Consider the following 25,102-nt stretch of genomic DNA (forward strand, 5'->3'; position numbering starts at 1 on the left):
AGCTGGACAAATTAATCGTAAATTTTCTTACTAAATAACAAAATCTAGGGGGGTACAAGCTTTGAAGAAGCGTAAATTTGGCTTAGCACTGTCTTTAGTACTAGCTGCTGGGACTGTATTAAGTGCTTGTGGAAGTAATGACAAAGGTAACGACAATGCAGCAGAAGGTGATAAGGATAAAGACTCATTTAAAGTTGCAATGGTAACAGATGTAGGTGGTGTTGATGATAAATCATTTAACCAATCAGCTTGGGAAGGTTTACAAGCATTTGGTGAAGATAATGGCCTATCAAAAGGTAATGGTATTGATTACCTACAATCACAATCAGATTCAGATTATGCTACTAACTTAAACAGCTTAATTCGTCAAGGAAATGATCTAGTATTTGGTATTGGATTTATGATGGAAGGCGCAATCTCAGAAATCGCTCAACAACAAAAAGATGCTCATTTTGGTATCGTTGACGCTGTAGTAGACCAACCAAACGTAGCAAGTATTACTTTCAAAGAGCAAGAAGCTTCTTTCTTAGCTGGTGTAGCAGCTGCTCATGCTACTAAATCTGAAAAAATCGGCTTTATCGGCGGTGTAGAAGGAGAAGTTATCGGGCGTTTTGAAGCTGGATTCGTTGATGGCGTTAAAGCGGTAAACCCTGATATTAAAGTAGATGTACAATATGCTGGTGCTTTTGATAAACCTGAAATTGGTAAAACAATTGCAAGTAAAATGTACTCTTCTGGTGCTGACGTAGTATTCCATGCTTCTGGTGGAACTGGTGCTGGATTATTCTCTGAAGCACGTGATTTAAAAGAAAAAGACCCTGAAAAATACATTTGGGCAATCGGTGTTGACTCTGACCAAGCAGCAGAAGGCGCTGTAGGAGATCATAATATTGTGTTAACTTCTGCATTAAAAGGTGTTTCTACTGCAGTTCAAGATATCTCAACTAAAGCCAAAGAAGGTAATTTCCCTGGTGGCGAAACTACTGTTTACGGCTTAAAAGAAGATGGTGTTGGTCTAGCAGTAATTAATGAAGAAGTAGAAAACAAAGCAGAAATCGATGCAGCTGTTGAAGAATGGACTGCAAAAATTAAAAACGGTGAGTACACTGTTCCTGATACTGTTAAGTAAATAGCATATGCTAATTTTCCAGGAATAAGTGGTTTGCAATGCAAACACTTATTCCTTTTTTACGACAAAAAATAGAATTTTAACTAAAGAGTAGAAGTGTTATTCTATTCTTTATTCAAAATTTTATAAGCTGGAATTATCGTAACATAAAAATTACATAATTTCCTTTGTGGATTGTTTTAGAAAAATAAATTCTTTGACATCATACTGTTTTTTAAAGCTTAATCATTTATCTGTGAGGTAAAGAAGGAGTGGATTAGATGGAATATGTAATCGAGATGTTAAATATTCGAAAAGAATTCCCTGGTATTGTTGCAAACAACAATATTACCCTTCAAGTAAAAAAAGGTGAGATTCATGCACTTTTAGGGGAAAATGGTGCAGGAAAGTCAACGCTTATGAATGTTCTTTTTGGGTTGTATCAGCCAGAAAAAGGGGAAATCCGTGCACGTGGGGAAGTAGTTAACATTTCAAATCCTAATATCGCAAATGATTTAGGAATTGGAATGGTTCATCAGCATTTTATGTTGATTGATACATTTACTGTTACGGAAAATATTATTTTAGGAAAAGAAACAGTAAGCAAAGGGAAAATTGATCTGAAAAGAGCTGAAAAAGAAGTAAGAGAAATTTCTGAACGATATGGTCTTGCGGTTGATCCGAAAGCGAAAGTTGCTGATATTTCTGTTGGAATGCAGCAAAGGGTAGAAATTTTAAAAACATTATATCGCGGAGCAGAAATTTTAATTTTTGATGAACCAACTGCTGTTTTAACGCCGCAAGAGATTACAGAATTAATTGGCATTTTCCGTAAGCTAATTCAAGAAGGAAAATCGATTATTTTAATTACCCATAAATTAAAAGAAATTATGGAAGTGTGTGATCGTGTGACGGTCATTCGAAAAGGCGAAGGTATCGGAACCTATAATGTAAAAGATACAAACCCAAATGAACTTGCAAACTTAATGGTTGGCCGTGAAGTGTCCTTTAAAACAGAGAAGAAAGCTCCAAATCCGAAAGAAACAGTATTAAACATTACAGATTTAACGGTGAAAGACAGTCGCGGTGTTCATGTAGTGAACTCTCTTAACCTAGATGTTAAAGCAGGTGAAATTGTCGGGATTGCCGGTGTAGATGGCAATGGTCAATCAGAGCTCATTGAGGCAATCACTGGATTAATGAAGAAAAATAGTGGTAGCATTACCCTCAATGGCAAAGAAATTAGTGTCTTGACGCCACGGAAAATCACGGAAAGTGGAATTGGTCATATTCCACAGGATAGACATAAACATGGCTTAGTCCTTGATTTTTCAATTGGACAAAACATGGCATTGCAAACGTATTATAAAAGACCATTTTCTAATTATGGATTCTTAAATCAAACAGAAATAGAGAAAAAGGCAAGCGAATTAATCGAAGAATTTGATGTGAGAACACCAAGTATTCACACTCCTGCAAGAGCACTTTCTGGTGGAAACCAGCAAAAAGCAATTATTGGTAGAGAAGTAGACCGTGATCCTGATTTGCTTATTGCAGCTCAGCCTACGAGAGGTCTGGATGTCGGCGCGATTGAATTTATTCATAAACGTTTAATCGAACAACGAGATAAAGGAAAAGCAGTATTATTAATTTCCTTTGAGCTAGAAGAAATCTTAAATGTGAGTGACCGAATTGCCGTTATTTTCGACGGGGAAATTATTGCTACTGTTGATCCAAAGACTACAACAGAACAAGAGTTAGGATTATTAATGGCAGGATCGAATGCTAAAAAAGTGGGTGTGGAGAATAATGTCTAATACAATAAAGAAAATTAGTATTCCAATTATTTCCGTATTATTAGGGGTTATTGTTGGTACAATCATAATGTTTGCAACAGGATACAATCCTGGAGATGCCTATACGGCACTTTGGAATGGTGCGTTTGGTGAAATCTATTTCACTGGAGAAGTAGTTCGCCAAATTACTCCATTGATTCTTGCAGGTCTGGCAGTTGCCTTTGCTTTTCGTACAGGACTATTTAATATCGGGGTAGAAGGACAATTAATTGTTGGTTGGCTTGCTGCTGTTTGGGTTGGTATTGCGTTTGATCTACCAAAAATCATTCATTTACCACTAGCAGTATTAGCTGCTACAGCAGCTGGAGCACTATGGGCATTTGTGCCAGGATTTTTAAAAGCAAGATTTAGAGTACATGAAGTTATCGTAAGTATCATGATGAACTATATTGCCCTACATGTATCTAATTATTTGATTCGAAATGTTCTTACAGACAAGGCAGACCGTACAGAAACAATTCCGCCATCTGCTAGTTTACGCTCAGAGTTTTTAGCTAGTATTACCGATTATTCTCGTCTTCATTGGGGGATTTTAATCGCAGTAGGCTGCGCTATTCTTATGTGGGTGATTTTAGAAAAGACAGTAAAAGGTTATGAATTAAAAGCGGTTGGTTTTAACCAAAAGGCTTCTCAATATGCTGGGATGAATGTTAACCGTAATATTATTTTATCTATGGTTATCTCTGGTGCTTTTGCAGGCCTTGCAGGAGCAATGGAAGGCTTAGGAACTTTCGAATATGTAAGTAATAAAGGTGGATTTACTGGTGTTGGATTTGATGGAATTGCGGTAGCGTTACTTGGGGCAAATGGACCACTAGGAATTGTACTTGCAGCATGCTTGTTTGGTTTCTTAAAAGTAGGTTCCTTAAATATGCCACTTGAAGCAGGTGTACCAAATGAGATGGTTGATATCATTATTGCTTTAATCGTATTCTTTGTTGCATCAAGTTACATGATCCGCTTATTCTTGGATAGATTAAGTAAAAATAAAAGTAAAAAGGGGGAGAAGTAAATGGGATTAATGGATGTATTATTAATTGTCATACCCTCTTCGCTATTGTTTGCTGCTCCGCTAATCTTTACTGCTCTTGGCGGTAACTTTTCCGAAAGAGCTGGAGTTGTTAATATTGGATTAGAAGGTCTAATGGTGATGGGAGCTTTCTCCTCCATTGTTTTTAACTTAACATTTGCAGATAGTCTCGGTGCTTGGACACCTTGGATTTCGTTGCTTGTTGCGATGGTTGTTGGGGCGATATTTTCAATCCTACACGCGGTGGCAAGTATCACATTCCGTGCCGATCAAACCGTTTCCGGTGTGGCAATTAACTTGCTTGCTGCAGGTCTTGCTATGTTTTTAGTGAAATTAATCTATGATGGAAAAGGGCAAACAGGTACCATTCGCTATAGCTTTAAGAAAATTGATATTCCCGTGTTAAAAGATATACCGGTGATTGGTGATTTATTTTTCTCCAATACGTATTGGACTTCTTACTTAGCAATTATTATCGCTATCATAGCTTGGTATGTGATGTATAAAACGCCGTTTGGCCTGCGTCTTCGTTCGGTAGGGGAACACCCAATGGCTGCAGATACGATGGGAATTAACGTAACAAAAATGCGCTATATTGCTGTTATTCTTTCTGGGGCATTTGGCGGAATCGGCGGTGGTGTATTTGCCCAGTCGATTACAAATGATTTTACACATGCTACTATTAGTGGACAAGGGTTCATGGCACTTGCTGCCCTTATTTTCGGAAAATGGAATCCGCTTGGGGCTATGGGAGCTGCGATTTTCTTCGGCTTTGCTCAAAGTTTGAGTATTGTTGGTAGCAGTTTACCGTTTTTAGAAAACATTCCAAATGTGTATCTGTTAATTGCACCATATGTATTAACGATTATTGCATTAACAGGCTTTATTGGTCGTGCAGATGCGCCAAAAGCATCTGGTGTTCCTTATATTAAAGGAAGTAGATAAATAAAATTTCCTAGTTATTTTTATAAAATGAAAAAAGTGACCGACTTTTTTAAAGTGGGCGCTTTTTTCATATTCGAAGCAACAATAGGTACAAATCACCTAATATATACGTAATAAATGGGATCAATTTATTTATTCCTCATGGGTATTAATCGCCTTGCTCTTTACTTCTTTATCCAGTAACTCAATCGGAATATGTTTTGGAATGACATTCGCAGGTACTTCGCCCTTCATATCTAAATAATAATGACGAATTGGCTTAAGTGTGTTGTCATCTAATTCATATACTAGAGGAATGCTCGTAGGAATGTTCAAGGATGCAATCCCATCCGGTGAAATGTTGTCTAAATACTGTATGATAGCTCGAAGTGTGTTACCATGTGCTGTGATGATAACTTTTTTGTTTTCTTTTAACACTGGTGCTATTTCTTCATTCCAGAATGTTAACACTCTTTTTTCCGTATCTGCAAGGCTTTCTGCTAAAGGGAATTCCCCGTCTTTAAGCTCTCGATACCTTGGGTCGTTAATCGTATATCGAGGATCATCTTTGCTTAATGCAGGCGGCTTGATATCCATTGATCTTCTCCACTTTTGTACTTGATCCAGTCCATATTGCTCAGCTGTTTCTGCTTTGTTAAGTCCTTGCAGTGCACCATAATGGCGTTCATTTAACTTCCATGTTTTATACACTGGAATCCACATGCTATCCATTTCAGCAAGGATGATCCATAATGTGTGGATAGCCCTTTTTAAATAGGATGTATAAGCAATATCAAAAGTGTAACCATTACTATTTAAAATAATGCCAGCTTCCCTAGCCTCTGTTAATCCTGTTTCAGACAGGTCAACATCAGTCCAGCCAGTAAAACGATTTTCTACATTCCAAAGACTTTCTCCATGACGGATTAAAACAAGTTTCGGCATAGCATATTTCTCCTTTTTATCTTTTTAATGATTCCTTTATTTCACTCTTAACGGACAGTAAGACTTCCACCTCAAGCACATGTAAAGGTCCGATTGGTTCAACTAACCATAAGTGGGGGATGAAGGAAAACCCCCACTTATGGAAGTTTCGCTTTATTTTGTTCTTATTTCTCTTTAAATAATCTTTTAAACAGTTAATAGGGATAAAACGCAATTTTTTGCATATTAAATGGAATAACTTTTCATAGATGTGGATGTGAAAAATAAGAAAACCTTTTGTTCCGTGTTTAGCTAGACCATAAAGAAGGAAAAGATATAGGCCAAGTAGAATCCATAAGATGATGGGAAAAATTATCCTAATCTAGACTTTGTAAGAATAACCTTATGAATAGAGTTAATACTAACAAATAGTGTATGATTAGTGAAGGATACGTAGGAGGTATGTTATGAGTGTAGCAACAGAAAAGATTACGAAATATAGCGGCTTTCAATTACATACAGTAAAGACAGAAAAATTTAAAACGAATACGATTGTGGTGAAATGGCGAACCCCCATTACAAAAGAAAATGCGACACACAGGGCGCTTCTTCCTTATGTGATGCAAAATAGCACGAAGAAATATCCATCCACAGCAAAGCTTCGTTCCTATGTGGAAGAACTTTACGGAGCTACTTTTTTTATTGATCTTGCGAAAAAAGGTGAGTACCATATTGTTTCTTTTTCATTAGAAATAGCAAACGAAAAGTTTTTATCAGATCCAACTCCTTTATTGAAAAAGGGACTGGAGTTTTTAGCAGAGGTTATTTTTCAGCCAAATGTCTCCGAGAATGGTTTCGATCAAAACGTAATAGAAAATGAAAAACGGGCTTTAAAGCAAAGAATTCAATCCATTTATGATGATAAAATGCGTTATTCTAACCAACGTGTAATTGATGTAATGTGTGAAGATGAACCATATGCATTAAGCGTATATGGAGAAAAAGACGAAGTTGATAGCATTACACCACAATCCCTGTATTCTTATTACAAAAAAGCACTAACAGAGGATCAAATTGATCTGTATATGGTCGGTGATATTCAGGAAGAAGAGGTAGACGCATATATAGAGGAATTATTTCCGTTTAAAGAAAGAACGGTAAAGTCTATTGATCGCAGAACGCCTCACGAAGCTAGAGAAGTAAAAGAGGTTCGTGAAGTTCAGGATATAAAACAAGGGAAATTAAATATGGGATTCCGTACAAATGTTGTTTATGGAGACCCGGAGTATTTTGCCCTTCAAGTGCTAAACGGCATTTATGGAGGCTTCTCGCATTCCAAGTTATTTATTAATGTTAGGGAAAAAGAAAGTCTTGCTTATTATGCAGCAAGTCGTCTTGAAAGTCATAAAGGGTTGCTTCTCGTAATGTCGGGGATTGATAATCAAAATTACGATAAAGCAGTAAAGATTATTAAGGAACAGATGGAGCTAATGAAAAAAGGCGAGTTTTCTGATCAGGAAATAATGCAAACAAAAGCAGTGATTCATAATCAAATGCTTGAAACGTTAGACACCTCCCGCGGCATGATCGAACTATTCTATCATAATAGCGTAAGTGACAAATATGTCGAAATGGGCGAGTGGCTCCACATTATGAGTAAAGTTTCGAGAGAAGAAATTATCGAAGCTGCCAAGAAGATTGAATTAGACACTATTTATTTCTTAACCGGATCGGAGGGGAATGCATAATGGAAAAAATAGAATTTGCACAGTTGCAAGAAGAATTATATTATGAAAAATTAGCGAATGGACTAAAAGTATATATTTTGCCGAAAAAAGGTTTTAATAAAACATTTTGTACGTTTACAACTAATTATGGTTCGGTAGATAACACCTTTATTCCCCTTGACGGTTCTGAATTTTTCCAAGTTCCTGATGGGATTGCCCATTTCTTGGAGCATAAATTATTTGAAAAAGAAGACGGAGACGTTTTTCAAGAGTTCAGTAAACAAGGGGCAAGTGCTAATGCATTTACATCCTTTACGAGAACAGCTTACTTATTTTCGAGTACATCCAATGTAGCCAATAATTTAGAAACGCTCATAAACTTTGTGCAAGAGCCTTATTTCACGGAAAAAACCGTGGAAAAAGAAAAGGGAATTATCGGTCAAGAAATTACGATGTATGATGATAATCCAGATTGGCGCTTATATTTTGGCTTAATTGACAATATGTATGTAAATCATCCGGTGAAAATTGATATTGCTGGCACGATTGAATCAATCTCACACATTACGAAAGATATGTTATATGAGTGCTACAATACGTTCTATCATCCAAGTAATATGCTACTTTTCATTGTGGGACCAGTTGATCCAGAAGAATACATGGCCCATATAAAAGAAAATCAGGAGAAAAAAGATTATACCAATCATAGTAAAATCCAGCGCAAATTTGCTAGTGAACCAGAGCATGTAAATAAAGAAAAGCAAGTATTGAAAATGAATGTGCATACGTCAAAATGCTTGATTGGAATTAAAGGAATTGATGTAGAGCAATCAGGAAAAGAAATGATGAAACAAGAGTGGAGCATTAATTTATTATTAGATTTTCTATTCAGCGAAAGCTCTGAAAACTATCAAAACCTTTTTCAAGAAGGCTTAATTGATGATACTTTTTCTTATGATTACACACAGGAGCATGGTTTTGGATTTGCGATGATCGGTGGCGATACGAGTGATCCTGATCGATTGGAAAGTGCAATCAAAGATATCTTAATGAAAGCAAAAACAACGGATTTCGCAAATGAAACACTAGAAAGAACAAAGAAAAAGAAAATTGGTGCATTTTTGCGCGCGATTAATTCACCAGAATACATCGCTAACCAATTTACGCGCTATGCATTTAATGAGATGAATTTATTTGATGTAGTACTAGCAGTTGAAGAAATTACGGTTGAAGATATAAAGAATGCAGCGAATAAATTATTAGCAGAAGAAAGAATAACTACTTGTCAAGTGGTGCCTAAATAGGCATTTGTAGACACAAAGAAATAGTTTTCTTTGTGTCTGTTGCTGTTTATGTGTAACTAAAAGTCAATGGAGTGGAGTAATAATGGGGAAATGGATTTTAATTACCGGTGCCTCTGGGGGAATCGGCCAAGCAATTGCGAAACAGTTAGCTAAAGAAGGTTATTCCCTTTATTTGCATTATTATCAAAATGAAACGGCAATAAAGCAGCTTTTAGAATCACTATCTGCGTATGATGGAGAATATTTACCGATTCAAGCAGATTTACAACAAGAGAACGACTATAAAAAAATAGTGGAAAATATTTTTACAATAGATGGAATCATTCATGCGAGTGGTATCAGTACATACGGATTATTTACCGATCTCAAAGAGGAAGAAATGAAAGCTTTATGGAATATCCATGTTCATTCATTAATGTGTATAACAAAAGCAATATTACCCAAAATGCTATCTAGACAAAGTGGTAATATTATTGTTATTACAAGTATTTGGGGACAGGTAGGTGCGGCGATGGAAGTAGCGTATTCTGCCGTTAAAGGGGCACAAATAAGCTTTGTAAAGGCATTAAGCAAGGAATTAGCCTACAACGGGATTCGTGTCAATGCTGTAGCGCCTGGTGCCATTAAAACGAATATGCTTCATACATTTTCGCCAGAAGAAATGCAGCTGATTACAGAAGAAATACCAATGGGAAGATTGGGGAGCCCAAGAGAAGTGGCAGAAAGCGTGGCCTTTTTATTATCAGAAAAATCTTCTTATATGACTGGCCAAATCCTTTCTCTAAATGGTGGCTGGTATGTATAGATAGCTTTTCCAATTGCTTTCCATGCATATTATTACTTGGAACTAACAAAAATAATGATGTAATTCATTTAAGCAATGGAAGGAGAATTTCAGTATGTCTATATTAGAAAATTGGGATCAATGGAAAGACTTTTTAGCAGATCGTCTTCATCATGCGGAAAATGAGGGCATGAGCCAAGCAGTAATCGGAGACCTTGCTTTCCAAATTGGAGATTACCTATCTAACCAAGTTCAACCTAAAAACGAACAAGAAAAGATTCTTTCTGATCTATGGTCAGTTGCAGACGAAAAAGAACAACATGCAATTGCCAATATGATGGTAAAATTAGTGCACAATAACGGAACAAAATAATTTTAGGAAAAGAAGCTCGATAAATAGACGAAGGAATAAGTCTATTTATCGAGCTTCTTCCGTTGTCGGAAAGTTGGATCAGTGATTGAATTGACTTTGGAAAAGAGAACAGAGAGAGCCTATCAGTGACCGAGCGCAAGAAAAAAAAGCAAACGGTAACAGAGGAAGTGCATTATTAAATATCGCCACTCATCCTCAAATAAATGCATAAATATCTAACAGAAATCTATGGTCTTCCTTTAAAAAATAAAGCATGATTCTTCTAGAAAAACTCTCATGGCGGCGTTACCCGCCGCCACCGTCTATCATGAAAACTTGCTCCTATCCCATGATAGAAAGTCTAAACCACTTAACACCTGACCATAATTAATAGTACAATACGACCAGTCCGAAGACTGTTTGGTGGATCAATACAAGTTGATACCCCGTTAGAAAAACTGGTTGTGACAGTTTAAAAGAACCGTCTAATGTGTTTATAAACACGAATACAAAAATTTTGTATGATGACTTCTGTCGCTTGTATTGTATTAAAATCTTTGAGGTGATTATATGGAAGCTATGATTGAACGGTGTGCAGGCCTAGATGTACACCAAGAAACAGTAGTTGCTTGTGTTTTATTTGGTTCATTAGATAAAAAACCAAATAAAGAGATTCAAACCTTTCCAACAACCACAAGTGGCCTTTTGGCACTTAGCGACTGGCTATCCTCACACAAAATAACGGATGCTGTAATGGAAAGTACCGGTGTATATTGGAAGCCCGTTTGGAATGTTATAGAATGTGACTTCCAATTAATCCTTGCCAATGCCCAACATGTTAAAAATGTTCCCGGAAGGAAAACAGACGTAAAAGATGCGGAGTGGTTAGCTAAACTTTTGCGTTCTGGACTAATTGAAAAAAATTTTGTACCGCCCAAAGAAATTCGTGATTTGCGAGATTTAACCCGGTATCGTAAAAAACTCATCCATACACGAACTTCTGAGCGCAATCGAATCCACAAAATTCTACAGGATGCAAATATTAAACTAACTTCTGTTTTATCTGACATTTTTGGTGTCACTGGTTGTCGCATTATTGAAGCCCTAATAAACGGCGAAAAAATAGGTGTGTTTGAACTTCAACAAATGGTTGATTCAAGAGTTAAGGCGAGCACAACAGATATTGCAGAAGCCCTTAACGGTGGAATACGTAAACATCATATTGATATGTTACGTTTCCATTGGGACCATATCAATCACATCGATGAAACAATCGAAAAAGTAGTTGAACGCATAGACCAAGCGCTTATTCCTTATCAAGAGGAGTGCGAACTACTAGATACCATACCGGGTGTGGATAAAAATGCATCCGCAATCTTTATAGCTGAAATGGGTGTAGACATGTCAGTATTTAAAAGTTCTAAACATCTAGCCTCATGGGCTGGAGTGAGTCCAGGAAATTATGAGAGTGCCGGTAAAAAAAAAACAGGTAAAACTCAGTACGGAAACAAATCATTAAGAACCACCGCTGTTGAATGTTCCATGGCTACAGATAGACAGTATAATCGCATATCTGCACATAGAAAAAGAATTATGAAACGACAAGGAAAATCGAAAGCACGGATCGCTTCCGCTCATTTAATCCTAACAATTGCTTACAATATTTTAAAAACAAGGCAACCATATCAGGAACTAGGCCCTGATTATGTTGATCTCGAACAAAGTAAAGAACAAAAAATGATTCAATACTTAAAAAGGAAAGGGTATCGTATTGAACCCACTAATGAACAAATTGCTTAATGAATAACAAAAGCACTATATTTAATCATTCCTAGCCTTTTAAAAAAGTTCAAATTTAGAAGGTTCAGCTTAGTGTTGCCTTTTACCTAAAGAGTTTTCATACAAACAGACTTTCGAGTAAAGGTCTATCTTTTTTTCTATTTTTACCCCTTTTTTCTTGATTATTTATACCATTCCTATATGATAGAAATTAAAAGACTAGAAAATTTCACTTGATAATTGTAGGAGGATTTTTTTGGAACAGAAGGAATGGTATTTAGAATACGAAATTCAAAAAAACCGACCTGGCCTATTAGGGGATATTTCCTCTTTACTAGGGATGCTTTCTATTAATATTATCACCATTAATGGGGTGGACGATGGACGTCGCGGCTTATTAATGTTAGCAAAAAATAAGGAACAAATAAAAAGGTTAGAATCTATTCTCTATACAATGGACACAATAAAAGTAATCAAGCTTAGAGAACCATCTTTAAGAGATAAACTTGCTGTGAGACATGGTCGTTATATTCAAAGAGATGCTGATGATAAAAAAACATTTCGTTTTGTTCGCTATGAGCTTGGACTGTTGGTCGATTTTATGGCTGAATTATTTAAGACAGAAGGCCATAAATTAATAGGCATAAGAGGGATGCCGCGTGTAGGTAAAACCGAGTCTATTGTTGCTGCTAGTGTTTGTGCCAATAAGAGATGGCTTTTATTAAGTTCCACTTTGTTAAAGCAAACAATTCGCCAGTCCTTAATGCAAGGAGAATATAATGAAAACAATTTATTTATTATGGATGGAATTGTATCTTCCAAGCAAATTAATGAGCGACATTGGGCAGTAATTAGAGAAGTAATGCGCCTGCCATGCATCAAAGTGGTAGAACATCCCGACGCCTTTGTACATAATACAGAATACACTTTAGATGATTTTGATTATATTATTGAGTTAAGACATGAGCCAGGCGAGGAGATTCTTTATGATGTTCACAAAAAGAATACTTTTGCCTTAGAAAGTGAATTCGAGGGTTTTGATTTTTAGTAAGTTGGAAGGTGTTATCTTGAGTGAATTAGGAAATCGATTAAAGGAAGCTAGGGAAGCCAAAGGACTAACGTTAGAAGAATTACAAGAAATTACAAAAATTCAAGTCCGCTATTTAGTTGGCATTGAAGAAGGTAATTACAGTATGATGCCAGGTAAATTCTATACGCGGGCATTTATCAAACAATACGCGGAAGCCGTAGATTTAGTACCAGAAGAATTGTTTGAAGAGTATAAAGATGAGGTACCGACGACGGTAAACGATGAGTTGCCGCAAAATTTATCAAGAGTAAACTCGAGAAGATCATTAGATGGAGGCAGTTCGAAAGTATTTGATATTCTGCCTACTATCCTTATTGCTATCCTTGTGTTAGCAGTTGTTTTCTTGGTTTGGTATTTTGTGTTTGCAAAAGATTCTAATCCAGAAAAACAATCCAATAATACAGGTGAACAAAATTCAGTTTATATGAGATCTGATGCGTTAGAGGAGAAGGAAAAAGAGAAAGCTAACGAAGATGCTAATAAAGATGAAGAAAAAGTAATAGAAGAAGAGGAAAAAGTAGAAGAAGAGACACCGAAACAAGAGATTACGAAACAAGACACAGTTGGAAGAACAACTACTTATGAAGTTAAAAATGCAGAAAAGTTTGTTGTTAAGCTTGTGGCAACAGGAAAAGTTTGGGTAGATATTCAAAATGGCAAAAACTATTCTTTTTTCCAAGGTATTATTGAAAAAGGTGGATCTGAATCCAAGGAAGTAGATTTATCAAAAGAAACAGAAGCTCATATCATAATCGGAAATAGTCAGGTAGATGTTTTTGTTAATGATGAGAAATTAGAGCTTGGTGATTCTTCTTCTAGACAGGATCTTGTCATTAAATATTTAAAAGAAGAATAGTCATCCATTCGATGGCTATTTTTCGCTATTCTAACGTATTTAGGTTATAATACTAATGTTTTTAATTATTTTTATGGAAGTGGCGATTATCGTCATGGTAATGGAGGTTGTAAGATGAATTTACCAAATAGGATTACCGTAGCAAGAATTTTATTAATCCCCGTCTTTCTAGTAATCATGCTAATAGATTTTCCATGGGGAGAGCTGACGCTTTTAGGTGTCACATTGCCGATGAGACATTTTATCGGTGCCTTGATTTTTATTATTGCTTCAACCACAGATTGGATTGATGGACACTTTGCGCGAAAATATAATTTAGTAACGGATTTAGGGAAATTTTTAGATCCTTTAGCAGATAAATTACTCGTTTCTTCTGCACTAATTGTATTAGTTGGATTAGATATGGCCCCTGCGTGGATTACTATTGTTATTATAAGCAGAGAATTTGCTGTAACTGGCTTGCGTTTAGTGCTTGCTGGTGGTGGAGAAGTGGTCGCTGCAAACATGCTCGGGAAAATAAAAACTTGGGCACAAATTGTTGCCATCTCGGCACTTTTATTACATAATATGATTTTTGAACTTATATCTCTTCCGCTTGACTTGATTGCGTTATGGGTTGCATTGTTCTTTACAGTTTGGTCTGGTTGGGATTATTTTGCAAAAAACAAACAAGCTTTTGTTTCATCCAAATAAAATAGAGGAATAAAAAAAGAGGACATCTACTATTACATGCGAATATTGCTTTATAAAGAGATGTCTTTTTTTTATGAGGCTGTTTTCGTAAATTTTGTTGTTTGTAACCCGCAGTCTCTGAATACACTTCAATTTTTTTGGAGCGAGCGGGGACCTCCTCGGCACGAGCCTTTGGGAGTTTTCCCTGTTTCACTAATTCCTGCAAGAGTCTACGTGTATTCTTAAAAAGCTAAAACAACAATCTTTTAGAACATCCTTTAAGAAGACAAAGGGGGAGCAATAGATGAATGCAGAGATTATCGCTGTTGGCTCAGAGTTATTACTAGGGCAAATAGCTAATACAAATGCACAATTTATCTCTAAACATTTAGCAGACTTAGGAGTAAATGTTTATTATCATACTGTTGTTGGAGATAATGCTGGTCGTTTAAAGGAAGCAATTAAAATTGCAGAAACACGGGCGCAATTACTTATTTTCTCAGGAGGGCTTGGCCCCACAAAGGATGATTTAACGAAAGAGACGATTGCTAATTATATAGGAAAAGAGCTTGTCTTTGATGAAACAGCACTACAATCGATTGAAGACTATTTTGTGCGGACAAAGCGCACAATGACAGAAAATAATAAAAAACAAGCATTAGTTTTAGAAGAATGTGATGTTCTTCCAAATGACCATGGGATGGCTCCTGGAATGTTTCTAAAAAAGGACGATCATTTTTATATGCTTTTACCAGGACCACCTAAAGAAATTCAGCCGATGTTTATAAAATACGGATTTCCAGCGCTTCAGAAACAGATGACAAGTAAAGATGTAATTGTTTCTCGCGTGCTGCGCTTCTTCGGAATTGGTGAATCGTTATTAGAAACAAAAATTGAAGATTTAATTGATGCACAGACAAACCCTACCATTGCACCGCTTGCGGGAGATGGCGAGGTAACACTACGTATAACATGTAAGCATGATTCGGTAACAGAAGCAGATAAATTAATTGCAAAGACAGAAGAGGAAATATTTGCGCGCGTAGGCGAATTTTTCTATGGCTATGATGATACAACTTTAATGAATGAACTTTCTCATGTGTTATTAAAGAAAAAATTGACCTTAGCAGCGGCAGAAAGTCTAACAGGCGGTTTATTCCAGCAGGAAATTACAAGCATACCTGGCGCTGGGAACATCTTTCAAGGTGGTGTTGTCTGTTATACGAATGAAGTAAAGCACCAAATTCTTCATGTAAAAGAGTCAACGATACAAGAGCATGGTGTTGTAAGCGAGCAATGCGCAAAAGAGTTGGCTGAAAATGTTGCCCAATTACTAAATGCGGATATTGGAATAAGCTTTACAGGGGTTGCAGGTCCAGATGAATTAGAAGGTAACCCGGTTGGTACGGTCTATATTGGGATTGCCAAAAAAGGCGAGTCGACAAAAGTAGAGGCGTTAGCTTTAAGTGGAACAAGAGCCGGCAATCGAGTTAGAAGTGTGAAATACGGTCAATACTTTCTATTAAAAATGTTGGAAAATAGATAATGACTAGTAGCGGCTTACGTTCTACTAAAGATAGAGCTCCTTTCCATGAAAAAATAAAAAAACGAATGAATGTTCGATTTTTTACTGTACAAATGAATAGAAAAAAGGTATATTAAGTATATATTCTTTTAAACAACGAATGAATCATGATAGTGAGATTCATTTTTTATATAAGGAGGAGAACGTATTTGAGTGATCGTCAAGCTGCATTAGAAATGGCGTTAAAACAAATAGAAAAGCAATTCGGTAAAGGTAGTATCATGAAGCTGGGAGAGCAAGCTGATAAAGTCATTTCTACTAGTCCAAGTGGATCGTTAGCTTTAGATGCAGCCCTAGGTGTTGGTGGATATCCAAGAGGTCGTATCGTTGAAATATATGGTCCAGAAAGTTCAGGTAAAACAACAGTAGCACTACATGCTATTGCTGAGGTTCAGGCTAATGGCGGACAAGCAGCATTTATTGATGCAGAGCATGCATTAGACCCAGTTTATGCACAAAAGCTTGGCGTTAATATTGATGAGTTATTACTTTCCCAACCAGATACAGGGGAACAAGCATTAGAAATTGCAGAAGCTTTAGTTCGAAGTGGAGCAGTTGATATTCTAGTAATTGACTCTGTAGCAGCACTTGTACCAAAAGCGGAGATTGAAGGAGAAATGGGAGATTCTCACGTTGGACTTCAAGCACGTTTAATGTCACAGGCTCTTCGTAAATTATCTGGAGCAATTAATAAATCAAAAACGATTGCTATTTTTATCAACCAAATTCGTGAAAAAGTTGGAGTAATGTTCGGAAATCCTGAAACAACTCCTGGTGGTCGTGCGTTGAAATTCTATTCATCTGTTCGTTTAGAAGTGCGTCGTGCAGAAACGCTAAAACAAGGGACAGATATGGTAGGGAACAAGACAAAAATTAAAGTTGTAAAAAATAAAGTTGCACCACCTTTCAAAGTGGCAGAAGTTGATATCATGTATGGAGAAGGTATCTCTAAAGAAGGCGAGATAATTGACCTTGGTTCAGAACTTGATATTGTTCAGAAGAGCGGAGCTTGGTATTCCTATAATGACGAAAGATTAGGACAAGGCCGAGAAAATGCGAAGCTTTTCTTAAAAGAAAATGTAGAAATGCGCCTAGAAATTCAAAAGAAAATTCGCGACCATTACGGGCTAGATAAAGAAGTACCATTGAAGCCTGAAAATGACGACCAAGAACAATTTGAATTAATCGATTAATGCTAAAAAAGATGGTAAACGGCGTTTCTAGCTTACCATCTTTTTTGTGTTTTTTAGAAAACATACTTGTTTTTCATAGATATATTAATGCAAAATATAATTGTTAGTGCACCAATCAATAATGCATTTGAAAAAAACGGACAGAATAAAAGACTCAATCAGGTTTAACAAGCTTTTTTTCTGACCATAATACGGATGATAGGTTAGGTTTGGATAATCTATTACAGCTTTAATAAAGTGACATTTCATACATATAGGAAGAATAGAGCAATTGTTAGAGAAAAATAATAGCTAGATAGCCAATGAGAATTAGGTGAAACCTACTAGTTCAAAGTCTTGACAATAAATTGGTACAACTATACAATTGAATTGTATATTTTACATTTTTATAAGTATGAAAACCTAGAAAACAAATTATATGACTAGGGAAATTCGATTGAAAAAAGGAACATTAAGCCAATACTTTTAAAATCGTAACAAACACAATTTGATAGCAAGAGGAGGTGAAAATGATGGATCTAATAACACTCATCTCCATTTTGCTTATTCTAATCGTTATTGCCGTTGTTGGCTTTGTCGTATATTTTATTCGAAAGTCCAATGCTAATGCAAAAATTAGTAATGCAACCATGACTGCTGAACAAATTATTGAAAATGCAAAGCGTGAAGCAGACGCATTGAAAAAAGAAGCTTTGTTAGAAGCAAAGGATGAGATTCACAAGCTTCGTAGTGAAGCAGAACTAGAAGTTCGTGATCGAAGAAATGAACTACAAAAACAAGAAAATCGTTTATTGCAAAAAGAGGAGAATCTTGATCGCAAGGGAGAAGCGTTAGATAAACGTGAATCGGTTTTAGAAAAGAGGGACGATTCTCTTAATAAAAGACAACAGCATATGGAAGAGATGGAAAGCAAAGTGGATGAGATGGTTCGCAAGCAGCAAACAGAACTAGAGCGCATTTCTGGCTTGACTCGAGAAGAGGCTAAGTCCATCATTTTAGAGCGTACAGAGCAAGAAGTTGCTCATGATATTGCGATAATGATTAAAGAAAGTGATACTAGAGCAAAAGAAGAAGCAGATAAAAAGGCTAAAGAAATTTTGTCACTTGCAATCCAACGATGTGCAGCTGATCATGTTGCAGAAACTACAGTTTCCGTTGTTAACCTTCCAAATGATGAAATGAAGGGTCGAATTATTGGTCGAGAAGGACGTAATATTCGCACACTTGAAACATTAACAGGAATTGACTTAATTATTGATGATACACCAGAAGCAGTTATTCTATCTGGTTTTGATCCAATAAGACGCGAAACTGCAAGACTTGCGTTAGATAAGCTCGTTCAGGATGGTCGTATTCATCCAGCTCGTATTGAAGAAATGGTTGATAAAGCACGTCGAGAAGTGGATGAACATATTCGTGAAATCGGGGAACAAACTACGTTTGAGGTCGGTGTTCATGGGTTACATCCAGATTTAATCAAAATCCTTGGACGTCTAAAATTCCGTACAAGCTATGGACAAAATGTATTAAAGCACAGTATGGAAGTGGCACAATTATCAGGAATCTTAGCTGCTGAACTAGGGGAAGATCAAACCCTTGCCCGCAGAGCCGGCTTACTACATGACATTGGTAAAGCAATTGACCATGAAGTAGAGGGAAGCCATGTGGAAATTGGGGTTGAGCTTGCTACTAAGTATAAAGAACATCCTGTTGTAATCAATAGTATCGCATCCCATCATGGTGATACGGAACCAACTTCAATCATCGCTGTACTAGTAGCTGCTGCTGACGCACTTTCAGCTGCAAGACCAGGGGCGCGAAGAGAAACATTAGAAAACTATATTCGCCGTCTGGAAAAACTAGAAGAAATTTCAGAATCTTATGATGGAGTAGAGAAATCATTCGCTATTCAAGCAGGTCGTGAGATTCGAATCATGGTGAAACCAGATCTTGTAGATGATTTAGAGTCTCATCGATTAGCTCGCGATATTCGTAAGAAAATCGAAGAAGAACTTGATTATCCAGGTCATATAAAAGTAACCGTTATTCGGGAAACAAGAGCGGTTGAATATGCAAAATAAAAAATGGTGCGATTGCACCGTTTTTTTGTATGAAAAAGCAAATAATTTCCGGAAGTTTAATTAGAGTCAAATGGGATTGTGAACGAAAGGGAATTGTATGTTACACTGTTACATAGTGAAGAGTAGAAAGTAGGATAAAAGACATGCATATTTTATTTATTGGTGATGTTGTAGGTTCTATGGGCCGTGACATGATTAAAGAGTACGTACCAAAGCTAAAGGAAAAATATCGTCCACAGTTAACGATTATCAATGGGGAGAATGCTGCCGGTGGAAAAGGAATTACTGAGAAAATTTACCGAAGCTTTTTAGAAATTGGTGCTCAAGCGGTAACAATGGGAAACCATACATGGGATAATCGCGAAATATTTGAATTTATCGATAAAGCGAAATATTTAGTAAGACCGGCAAATTTTCCTGAAAATAATCCAGGTAAAGGGATGGTCTTTGTTAAAATTAACGATATAGAAGTAGCAGTTATAAATTTACAAGGGCGGACTTTTATGAATCCGAGTGACGATCCATTTATCGTCATCGATCGTTTAGTTAATGAAGCGAAAAAACGTACCGATCTTATTTTTGTTGACTTTCACGGAGAGGCAACAAGTGAAAAGCAAGCAATGGGATGGTATTTAGATGGAAAAGTTACAGCTGTTGTTGGAACACATACACATGTGCAAACAGCTGATAATCGCATTTTACCAAATGGAACAGCCTTTATGGCAGATGTCGGCATGACAGGTCCATATGATGCAATACTTGGTATGCAAAAGGAATTAGTACTAAATCGCTTTTTAACAAATTTGCCAACACGATTTGAGCCGCCAAAAAGCGGGAGAGCTCAGTTAAGCGGCTGTCTAATTGAAGTGGATAACAAGACTGGCAAAGCGAAAAAAATCGAACGAATCTTAATTAATGACGATCATCCTTTTTATTCCTAATCGAATCCTCTCGTAAAGGCTTGATAAGTGCAACTAATCATCAGTGGGATGAGGAAAAATCCCAACTGATGGAAATTTTCTTTATGGAAAATTAGCTCTTCCTTGAAAAATCAAATAATTTTCTAAGTTTTTATGTCCAAGCTGGAATATGTGTAATTAACTTGGAATATAGTAACATTGGAATGATATATATCCTGATATGTTCATTAATCTTAATGTACATGCGGGGGGGTTAAACAAGGAGGAGCTAGAAATGGAGATATTAAAGGTTTCAGCAAAGTCTAGTCCCAATTCTGTAGCTGGTGCGCTTGCAGGTGTTCTACGAGAAAGAGGTGGAGCAGAAATCCAGGCAATTGGTGCAGGTGCATTAAATCAAGCGGTTAAAGCAGTTGCTATCGCAAGAGGATTTGTAGCACCTAGCGGAGTGGATTTAATTTGTATCCCTGCCTTCACTGATATCGTTATTGACGGTGAGGAAAGAACAGCCATCAAGCTCATTGTGGAGCCTAGATAAAGAGAAAATAAGATTAGATGAAAAATAAGAAAGTATGATTTTGATTACTTTCCCAATTTATCCCTTCTTATGAGTGGTATGCTCGGCCAAAAGAATCCTCTTGAGGGAGATTCTGTTTAGAAAAATAGAGCAAACCTCCGAAAAGGAGGGGGGTGTCTCATCAATAAGGTTTAGTCCCACAGCAAGAATGAAAAGTTGGAAAACGAACTTTCGCCAACTAGACTCTTGACTCTGTGCGTAAGCAAACCGAATGAATGAGACGCCCTTTCTTTTTATTTATCTCACTCTTAACGGTCAATAAGAACTCCACTGATGGAAGTTTTCTTTATATAAGGATAGGATTAAATTGTTTGTAATTAATGATGTCTTGATGGAAAGCCGCCAAGATTTACATAGAAAAAGATAGAACATATTCGTATAGGAGTGAAGTTTTTTTGAAATACTTTGATGGGCATTGTGATGTATTATATAAAATGTTTATGGATAAAACAATCAATTTTCAGAATAGTGATAAGCTTCATGTAACGAAGGAGGGGTTGCAAAAAGGGGGAACAAAGATTCAGTGTTTTGCCCTCTATGTTCCAGAGTCCGTTCATCCCGATATGCGTTTTGAAGCAGCACTATCGATGGCGACAATTTTTTACGAAAAAATCTTACAGCCGAATCCAGATTTTAAATTTATTCGTACGAAAAAAGATATCGAGGATTTGAAAGATGGGGAAACCGGTGCGCTTCTAACACTTGAAGGTTGTGATGCAATTGGTGGAGACTTATTGAAATTAAAAACATTGCTTCGATTAGGTGTGTCGGCAGTCGGTCTAACTTGGAATTATGCGAATGCTGTTGCTGATGGTGCTTTAGAACCTCGAGGTGCAGGTTTATCTTTATTTGGTAAAGAAACAGTAAAGCTCTTAAATAAGCAAGATATATGGGTGGATGTTTCCCATTTATCAGAAAATGCCTTTTGGGATGTAATGGAGCAAGCAGATCATCCCTATGCATCCCATTCCAATACGTATAATCTTTGCCCCCATCCTCGTAATCTACGAGATGAGCAAATCAAAGCAATGATAGAAGCGGATAGTGTAATCGGAATTACATTTGTCCCACAGTTTTTAAGTGGGACAAATACAGCAACTATTACGGACATATTGCGGCATTTAGATTATATTTGCTCACTCGGAGGAGAAGATCATGTCGGCTTTGGTTCCGATTTTGATGGAATCTCTCAAACGGTAAAAGGTCTAGCTTCCATTGCTGATTATCCTAATCTAATAAACGAACTAACAAAATATTATACTAGTACGCAAGTAGAGAAGTTTTTATATACGAATATGGTAAAAAGATTCCCTAAATAAAGGGTATTCCAATCTAGCTATACAGGCAGTTTAATTTCTTCCTTGTGAGGGAGGGTTTGAACTGCCTATTGTTGTGAATTATAAGTTATACATAAAGAAAACAGTAGAAATTTTTCTTTGTAACCTAGCTATTGTTTTCAAATGGTGAAAGGCTTATACTAGAATAATGAAAATATGTCTATAAAGAATAGTACATATAAAAGCAACTGCTATTATATAGATTTTTGCTTATAAAATCTAGGAAGTTTTTAAGTTTACTTTCTGTAGATAAAAGGGATGCTCAACTTCCCTTGCGAAAAAATTCCTGAGACGAAAACAACCAACTTCCTAACATAAGCAAAATAACAATCTATAAGAACTAATCTAAAACATGTATATTAACAAACTTATGGATGAAACCAAATCATCGATAAGAGAGGAGTAGTTGAAATGAACGAAAAACAACGTTTAGAAGGACAAAAAATTGAAAGCAATAATTCTTCGGACAAAAAATCCGAAAAGGATTATAGCAAATATTTCGAGACAGTATATAAAGCACCTTCTCTAAAAGATGCAAAAAGACGTGGAAAAGAAGAAGTTCGATATGAAAAAGATTTCTCTATTCCCGAACAATTCCGTGGAATGGGAGAAGGACGTAAATTCTATATTCGCACATTCGGCTGTCAAATGAATGAGCATGACACAGAAGTAATGGCAGGGATCTTTTTAGCATTAGGCTATGAAGCAACAGATTCAGTGGATGATGCAAATGTTATCCTTCTTAATACATGTGCAATCCGTGAGAATGCAGAAAATAAAGTATTTGGCGAGTTAGGCCATTTAAAACATTTAAAAACAGAAAAACCAGACCTTTTATTAGGTGTTTGTGGATGTATGTCCCAAGAAGAATCAGTAGTAAATAAGATTTTAAAAACTTACACACAAGTAGACATGATCTTTGGTACTCATAATATTCACCGTTTACCAAACATTCTTCATGAAGCATATATGTCGAAAGAAATGGTAGTCGAAGTTTGGTCTAAAGAAGGGGACGTAATCGAGAACCTTCCAAAAGTACGTAACGGAAAAATTAAAGCATGGGTAAATATTATGTACGGCTGTGATAAATTCTGTACCTATTGTATCGTTCCTTATACTCGCGGGAAAGAACGTAGTCGCCGTCCAGAGGATATTATTCAAGAGGTGCGCCATTTAGCTGCACAAGGCTATAAAGAAATTACGCTACTTGGTCAAAACGTAAACGCATATGGAAAAGACTTCACAGATATTGAATTTCGTTTTGGAGATTTAATGGAAGAAATGCGTAAAATTGATATTCCACGTGTTCGTTTTACAACAAGTCATCCACGAGATTTTGATGACCATTTAATTGAGGTACTAGCTAAAGGCGGAAACTTAGTGGAGCATATCCATTTACCAGTTCAGTCTGGTTCCTCTGATGTGTTAAAAATTATGGCACGTAAATATACAAGAGAGCAGTATTTAGAATTAGTACGCAAAATGAAAGCAGCTATTCCTAATTTAACCTTAACAACGGATATTATCGTTGGATATCCAAATGAAACAGATGAGCAATTTGAAGAAACATTATCTCTTTATAAAGAAGTTGGCTTTGAAGCTGCTTATACATTCATTTATTCTCCACGTGAAGGCACACCAGCTGCAAGAATGAAAGATAATGTTCCAATGGAAGTGAAAAAGGCACGCTTACAGCGCCTAAACGCATTAGTTAATGAGTATTCTGCTAATTCCATGAAGGGCTACCAAGACAAAATCGTGGAGGTTCTTGTGGAAGGGGAAAGTAAGAATAATCCGGATGTACTTGCTGGTTATACTCGCAAAAACAAGCTAGTGAATTTTATTGGACCAAAGTCAGCAATCGGCAAACTTGTTTCTGTTAAAATTACAGATGCGAAAACATGGTCATTAAATGGAGAAATGATTGAGGTATTAGAAGCAGAAGCTGTTGAGGCAAATTAATGGCTAAGTACACACGTGAAGAAATCATCGAGCGAACAGAACAACTAGCCAAAATGATTCGTGATACAGAAGAAGTTGAGTTTTATCAGCGTGCAGAAAAGCAAATCAATCAAAACCAAAAAGTGAATGATCGAATTGCCCAAATCAAAAAATTGCAAAAGCAAGCAGTTAATCTCCAACATTATGGGAAAATTGCTGCTCTAAAAGAAACAGAAGCAAAAATTGATGCACTGCAAAAGGAAATCGACGAACTACCAATTGTCAGTGAATTTAAAGAATCACAGGGAATTGTCAATGACATGCTACAAATGGTAACAAAAACAATCTCAGAAACAGTCGAAACCGAAATTCTTTCCTCCATTGAGAAAAAGAAAGAAGAGTAAAAAATGGCTTTTTGTAAGATTGGATTGTTTCTCGTTAAATAACGTTAGCATTCTGTGTTGTTTAGGGTGAAGCACACTTGACTCCTGGAGGAGATGAGGGGGAATGTTAGTCCCCACAGACGAATCTTGTGTCTGAAGCGGAAAGCAACGAGCTCCATTTATTTACGAATACAATTAAAACATCCAAAAGAAAAACCAAGCATAATTTTGCTTGGTTTTTACTTATTCTGATTATTTAAAATGTTAATCGCGCGTAAGAAAGCCTTGCGATATTCCTGCTGTTCCTTCATAGCCGTTTGTAAGGTCGATAGCAATGCTTTATTAAGCTGCTTCGTTTCTTTATCTTTTGCGTTTCCATCATTAACTGTTTGCAAAAGAAACGTATAGACAAGAAATAGAACAGAATAATTATCCACATAAGTAAGACTGACAGCACTTCCGCCATTTCCGCCCTCTGCATGTGTATTAACAGAAGGCCCTCCTGTTTCAAGAATTGTATCAATTAACTCCTCTGGTACACCAAGCTCTTTTAATTTTTCAGCAGTCAATCCAGAATTTTTATCCTTCGCCATTCTTTTCCCCTCCTCCTATTAGGTATGTAAAAAAAGAAAAGGGCAAACATCAAGTAGATGTTGCCCTTTATTATATGCTTATCTCTTGT

22 protein-coding genes are annotated in these 25,102 nt (G+C 36.5%); 20 read left to right on the forward strand and 2 right to left on the reverse strand.

The window, feature by feature from the left end:
• Positions 1-61: 61 nt before the first annotated feature.
• From NKG37_RS17065 to NKG37_RS17080, 4 genes are all read left to right on the forward strand, one after another.
• Positions 62-1,129: a BMP family lipoprotein gene (locus tag NKG37_RS17065; protein WP_254414990.1), complete on the forward strand. Its 1,068-nt coding sequence runs from the start codon at positions 62-64 to the stop codon at positions 1,127-1,129.
• Between the two features lie 260 nt (positions 1,130-1,389).
• Entirely contained in the window at positions 1,390-2,925 is a 1,536-nt protein-coding gene (locus NKG37_RS17070; protein ID WP_016201186.1) for an ABC transporter ATP-binding protein, read from the forward strand.
• The gene (locus tag NKG37_RS17075) at positions 2,918-3,976 is read left to right on the forward strand and encodes an ABC transporter permease (RefSeq protein ID WP_254414991.1); all 1,059 of its coding nucleotides are present in this window, start codon (positions 2,918-2,920) and stop codon (positions 3,974-3,976) included. Before NKG37_RS17070 ends, NKG37_RS17075 begins: the two co-directional genes overlap by 8 nt.
• The gene (locus NKG37_RS17080; protein WP_016201188.1) at positions 3,977-4,939 is read left to right on the forward strand and encodes an ABC transporter permease; all 963 of its coding nucleotides are present in this window, start codon (positions 3,977-3,979) and stop codon (positions 4,937-4,939) included.
• Positions 4,940-5,071: 132 nt separating this feature from the next.
• Here NKG37_RS17080 and gpmA read toward each other — a convergent pair whose 3' ends face one another.
• On the reverse strand, positions 5,072-5,863 hold the full coding sequence (gene gpmA / locus NKG37_RS17085; RefSeq protein WP_101730006.1) for a 2,3-diphosphoglycerate-dependent phosphoglycerate mutase: 792 nt from the start codon (positions 5,861-5,863) through the stop codon (positions 5,072-5,074).
• 446 nt (positions 5,864-6,309) lie between these two features.
• Here gpmA and NKG37_RS17090 point away from each other — a divergent pair, with 446 nt between their 5' ends.
• The 16 genes from NKG37_RS17090 to NKG37_RS17165 all read left to right on the forward strand — a co-directional run bounded on the left by NKG37_RS17090 (position 6,310) and on the right by NKG37_RS17165 (position 24,441).
• The gene (locus tag NKG37_RS17090) at positions 6,310-7,590 is read left to right on the forward strand and encodes an EF-P 5-aminopentanol modification-associated protein YfmF (protein WP_016201192.1); all 1,281 of its coding nucleotides are present in this window, start codon (positions 6,310-6,312) and stop codon (positions 7,588-7,590) included.
• Positions 7,590-8,873: an EF-P 5-aminopentanol modification-associated protein YfmH gene (locus NKG37_RS17095; RefSeq protein ID WP_254414992.1), complete on the forward strand. Its 1,284-nt coding sequence runs from the start codon at positions 7,590-7,592 to the stop codon at positions 8,871-8,873. Before NKG37_RS17090 ends, NKG37_RS17095 begins: the two co-directional genes overlap by 1 nt.
• 82 nt (positions 8,874-8,955) lie before the next feature.
• Complete coding sequence (locus NKG37_RS17100; protein WP_254414993.1) at positions 8,956-9,678, forward strand: elongation factor P 5-aminopentanone reductase; 723 nt, start codon at positions 8,956-8,958, stop codon at positions 9,676-9,678.
• Between the two features lie 94 nt (positions 9,679-9,772).
• Positions 9,773-10,030, forward strand: coding sequence for a DUF3243 domain-containing protein (locus NKG37_RS17105; RefSeq protein WP_016201195.1), 258 nt, complete (start codon positions 9,773-9,775; stop codon positions 10,028-10,030).
• 549 nt (positions 10,031-10,579) lie between these two features.
• A complete protein-coding gene (locus NKG37_RS17110; RefSeq protein WP_100525939.1) occupies positions 10,580-11,809 on the forward strand; it encodes an IS110 family RNA-guided transposase in 1,230 nt (409 codons plus the stop codon).
• A 235-nt stretch (positions 11,810-12,044) separates the two neighbouring features.
• Positions 12,045-12,836: a YmfK family protein gene (locus tag NKG37_RS17115; RefSeq protein ID WP_016201196.1), complete on the forward strand. Its 792-nt coding sequence runs from the start codon at positions 12,045-12,047 to the stop codon at positions 12,834-12,836.
• Between the two features lie 19 nt (positions 12,837-12,855).
• Positions 12,856-13,734 carry a helix-turn-helix domain-containing protein gene (locus NKG37_RS17120; RefSeq protein ID WP_040342572.1) on the forward strand — a complete coding sequence of 293 codons (879 nt, stop codon included), beginning with the start codon at positions 12,856-12,858 and terminating at the stop codon, positions 13,732-13,734.
• A gap of 114 nt (positions 13,735-13,848) precedes the next feature.
• Complete coding sequence (gene pgsA, locus NKG37_RS17125; RefSeq protein ID WP_254414994.1) at positions 13,849-14,427, forward strand: CDP-diacylglycerol--glycerol-3-phosphate 3-phosphatidyltransferase; 579 nt, start codon at positions 13,849-13,851, stop codon at positions 14,425-14,427.
• A 283-nt stretch (positions 14,428-14,710) separates the two neighbouring features.
• Positions 14,711-15,952 carry a competence/damage-inducible protein A gene (locus tag NKG37_RS17130; RefSeq protein ID WP_254414995.1) on the forward strand — a complete coding sequence of 414 codons (1,242 nt, stop codon included), beginning with the start codon at positions 14,711-14,713 and terminating at the stop codon, positions 15,950-15,952.
• A 188-nt stretch (positions 15,953-16,140) separates the two neighbouring features.
• Complete coding sequence (recA, locus tag NKG37_RS17135; RefSeq protein ID WP_016201201.1) at positions 16,141-17,184, forward strand: recombinase RecA; 1,044 nt, start codon at positions 16,141-16,143, stop codon at positions 17,182-17,184.
• Between the two features lie 512 nt (positions 17,185-17,696).
• Positions 17,697-19,265, forward strand: coding sequence for a ribonuclease Y (rny, locus tag NKG37_RS17140; protein ID WP_016201202.1), 1,569 nt, complete (start codon positions 17,697-17,699; stop codon positions 19,263-19,265).
• A gap of 143 nt (positions 19,266-19,408) precedes the next feature.
• Positions 19,409-20,206: a TIGR00282 family metallophosphoesterase gene (locus NKG37_RS17145; RefSeq protein WP_016201203.1), complete on the forward strand. Its 798-nt coding sequence runs from the start codon at positions 19,409-19,411 to the stop codon at positions 20,204-20,206.
• 253 nt (positions 20,207-20,459) lie between these two features.
• A complete protein-coding gene (gene spoVS / locus NKG37_RS17150; RefSeq protein WP_016201204.1) occupies positions 20,460-20,720 on the forward strand; it encodes a stage V sporulation protein SpoVS in 261 nt (86 codons plus the stop codon).
• A gap of 434 nt (positions 20,721-21,154) precedes the next feature.
• Complete coding sequence (locus tag NKG37_RS17155) at positions 21,155-22,078, forward strand: dipeptidase (RefSeq protein ID WP_016201205.1); 924 nt, start codon at positions 21,155-21,157, stop codon at positions 22,076-22,078.
• 429 nt (positions 22,079-22,507) lie between these two features.
• The gene (miaB, locus tag NKG37_RS17160) at positions 22,508-24,058 is read left to right on the forward strand and encodes a tRNA (N6-isopentenyl adenosine(37)-C2)-methylthiotransferase MiaB (RefSeq protein ID WP_169188393.1); all 1,551 of its coding nucleotides are present in this window, start codon (positions 22,508-22,510) and stop codon (positions 24,056-24,058) included.
• On the forward strand, positions 24,058-24,441 hold the full coding sequence (locus tag NKG37_RS17165) for a YlbF/YmcA family competence regulator (RefSeq protein WP_016201209.1): 384 nt from the start codon (positions 24,058-24,060) through the stop codon (positions 24,439-24,441). The genes miaB and NKG37_RS17165 overlap by 1 nt, the downstream gene beginning before the upstream one ends.
• 218 nt (positions 24,442-24,659) lie before the next feature.
• Here NKG37_RS17165 and NKG37_RS17170 read toward each other — a convergent pair whose 3' ends face one another.
• A complete protein-coding gene (locus tag NKG37_RS17170) occupies positions 24,660-25,013 on the reverse strand; it encodes a hypothetical protein (RefSeq protein WP_016201210.1) in 354 nt (117 codons plus the stop codon).
• Positions 25,014-25,102: the final 89 nt, after the last annotated feature.

The organism is Niallia sp. RD1, from assembly GCF_024219955.1.
GTDB lineage: Bacteria > Bacillota > Bacilli > Bacillales > Cytobacillaceae > Niallia > Niallia alba.

Coding starts and splice junctions, on each gene's coding strand:
- NKG37_RS17070 (WP_016201186.1), top strand. CDS start 1,390: ATGGAATATGTAATCGAGATGTTAAATATTCGAAAAGAATTCCCTGGT.
- NKG37_RS17075 (WP_254414991.1), top strand. CDS start 2,918: ATGTCTAATACAATAAAGAAAATTAGTATTCCAATTATTTCCGTATTA.
- NKG37_RS17080 (WP_016201188.1), top strand. CDS start 3,977: ATGGGATTAATGGATGTATTATTAATTGTCATACCCTCTTCGCTATTG.
- gpmA (WP_101730006.1), bottom strand. CDS start 5,863: ATGCCGAAACTTGTTTTAATCCGTCATGGAGAAAGTCTTTGGAATGTA.
- NKG37_RS17090 (WP_016201192.1), top strand. CDS start 6,310: ATGAGTGTAGCAACAGAAAAGATTACGAAATATAGCGGCTTTCAATTA.
- NKG37_RS17095 (WP_254414992.1), top strand. CDS start 7,590: ATGGAAAAAATAGAATTTGCACAGTTGCAAGAAGAATTATATTATGAA.
- NKG37_RS17100 (WP_254414993.1), top strand. CDS start 8,956: ATGGGGAAATGGATTTTAATTACCGGTGCCTCTGGGGGAATCGGCCAA.
- NKG37_RS17105 (WP_016201195.1), top strand. CDS start 9,773: ATGTCTATATTAGAAAATTGGGATCAATGGAAAGACTTTTTAGCAGAT.
- NKG37_RS17110 (WP_100525939.1), top strand. CDS start 10,580: ATGGAAGCTATGATTGAACGGTGTGCAGGCCTAGATGTACACCAAGAA.
- pgsA (WP_254414994.1), top strand. CDS start 13,849: ATGAATTTACCAAATAGGATTACCGTAGCAAGAATTTTATTAATCCCC.
- NKG37_RS17130 (WP_254414995.1), top strand. CDS start 14,711: ATGAATGCAGAGATTATCGCTGTTGGCTCAGAGTTATTACTAGGGCAA.
- rny (WP_016201202.1), top strand. CDS start 17,697: ATGGATCTAATAACACTCATCTCCATTTTGCTTATTCTAATCGTTATT.
- NKG37_RS17145 (WP_016201203.1), top strand. CDS start 19,409: ATGCATATTTTATTTATTGGTGATGTTGTAGGTTCTATGGGCCGTGAC.
- spoVS (WP_016201204.1), top strand. CDS start 20,460: ATGGAGATATTAAAGGTTTCAGCAAAGTCTAGTCCCAATTCTGTAGCT.
- miaB (WP_169188393.1), top strand. CDS start 22,508: ATGAACGAAAAACAACGTTTAGAAGGACAAAAAATTGAAAGCAATAAT.
- NKG37_RS17165 (WP_016201209.1), top strand. CDS start 24,058: ATGGCTAAGTACACACGTGAAGAAATCATCGAGCGAACAGAACAACTA.
- NKG37_RS17170 (WP_016201210.1), bottom strand. CDS start 25,013: ATGGCGAAGGATAAAAATTCTGGATTGACTGCTGAAAAATTAAAAGAG.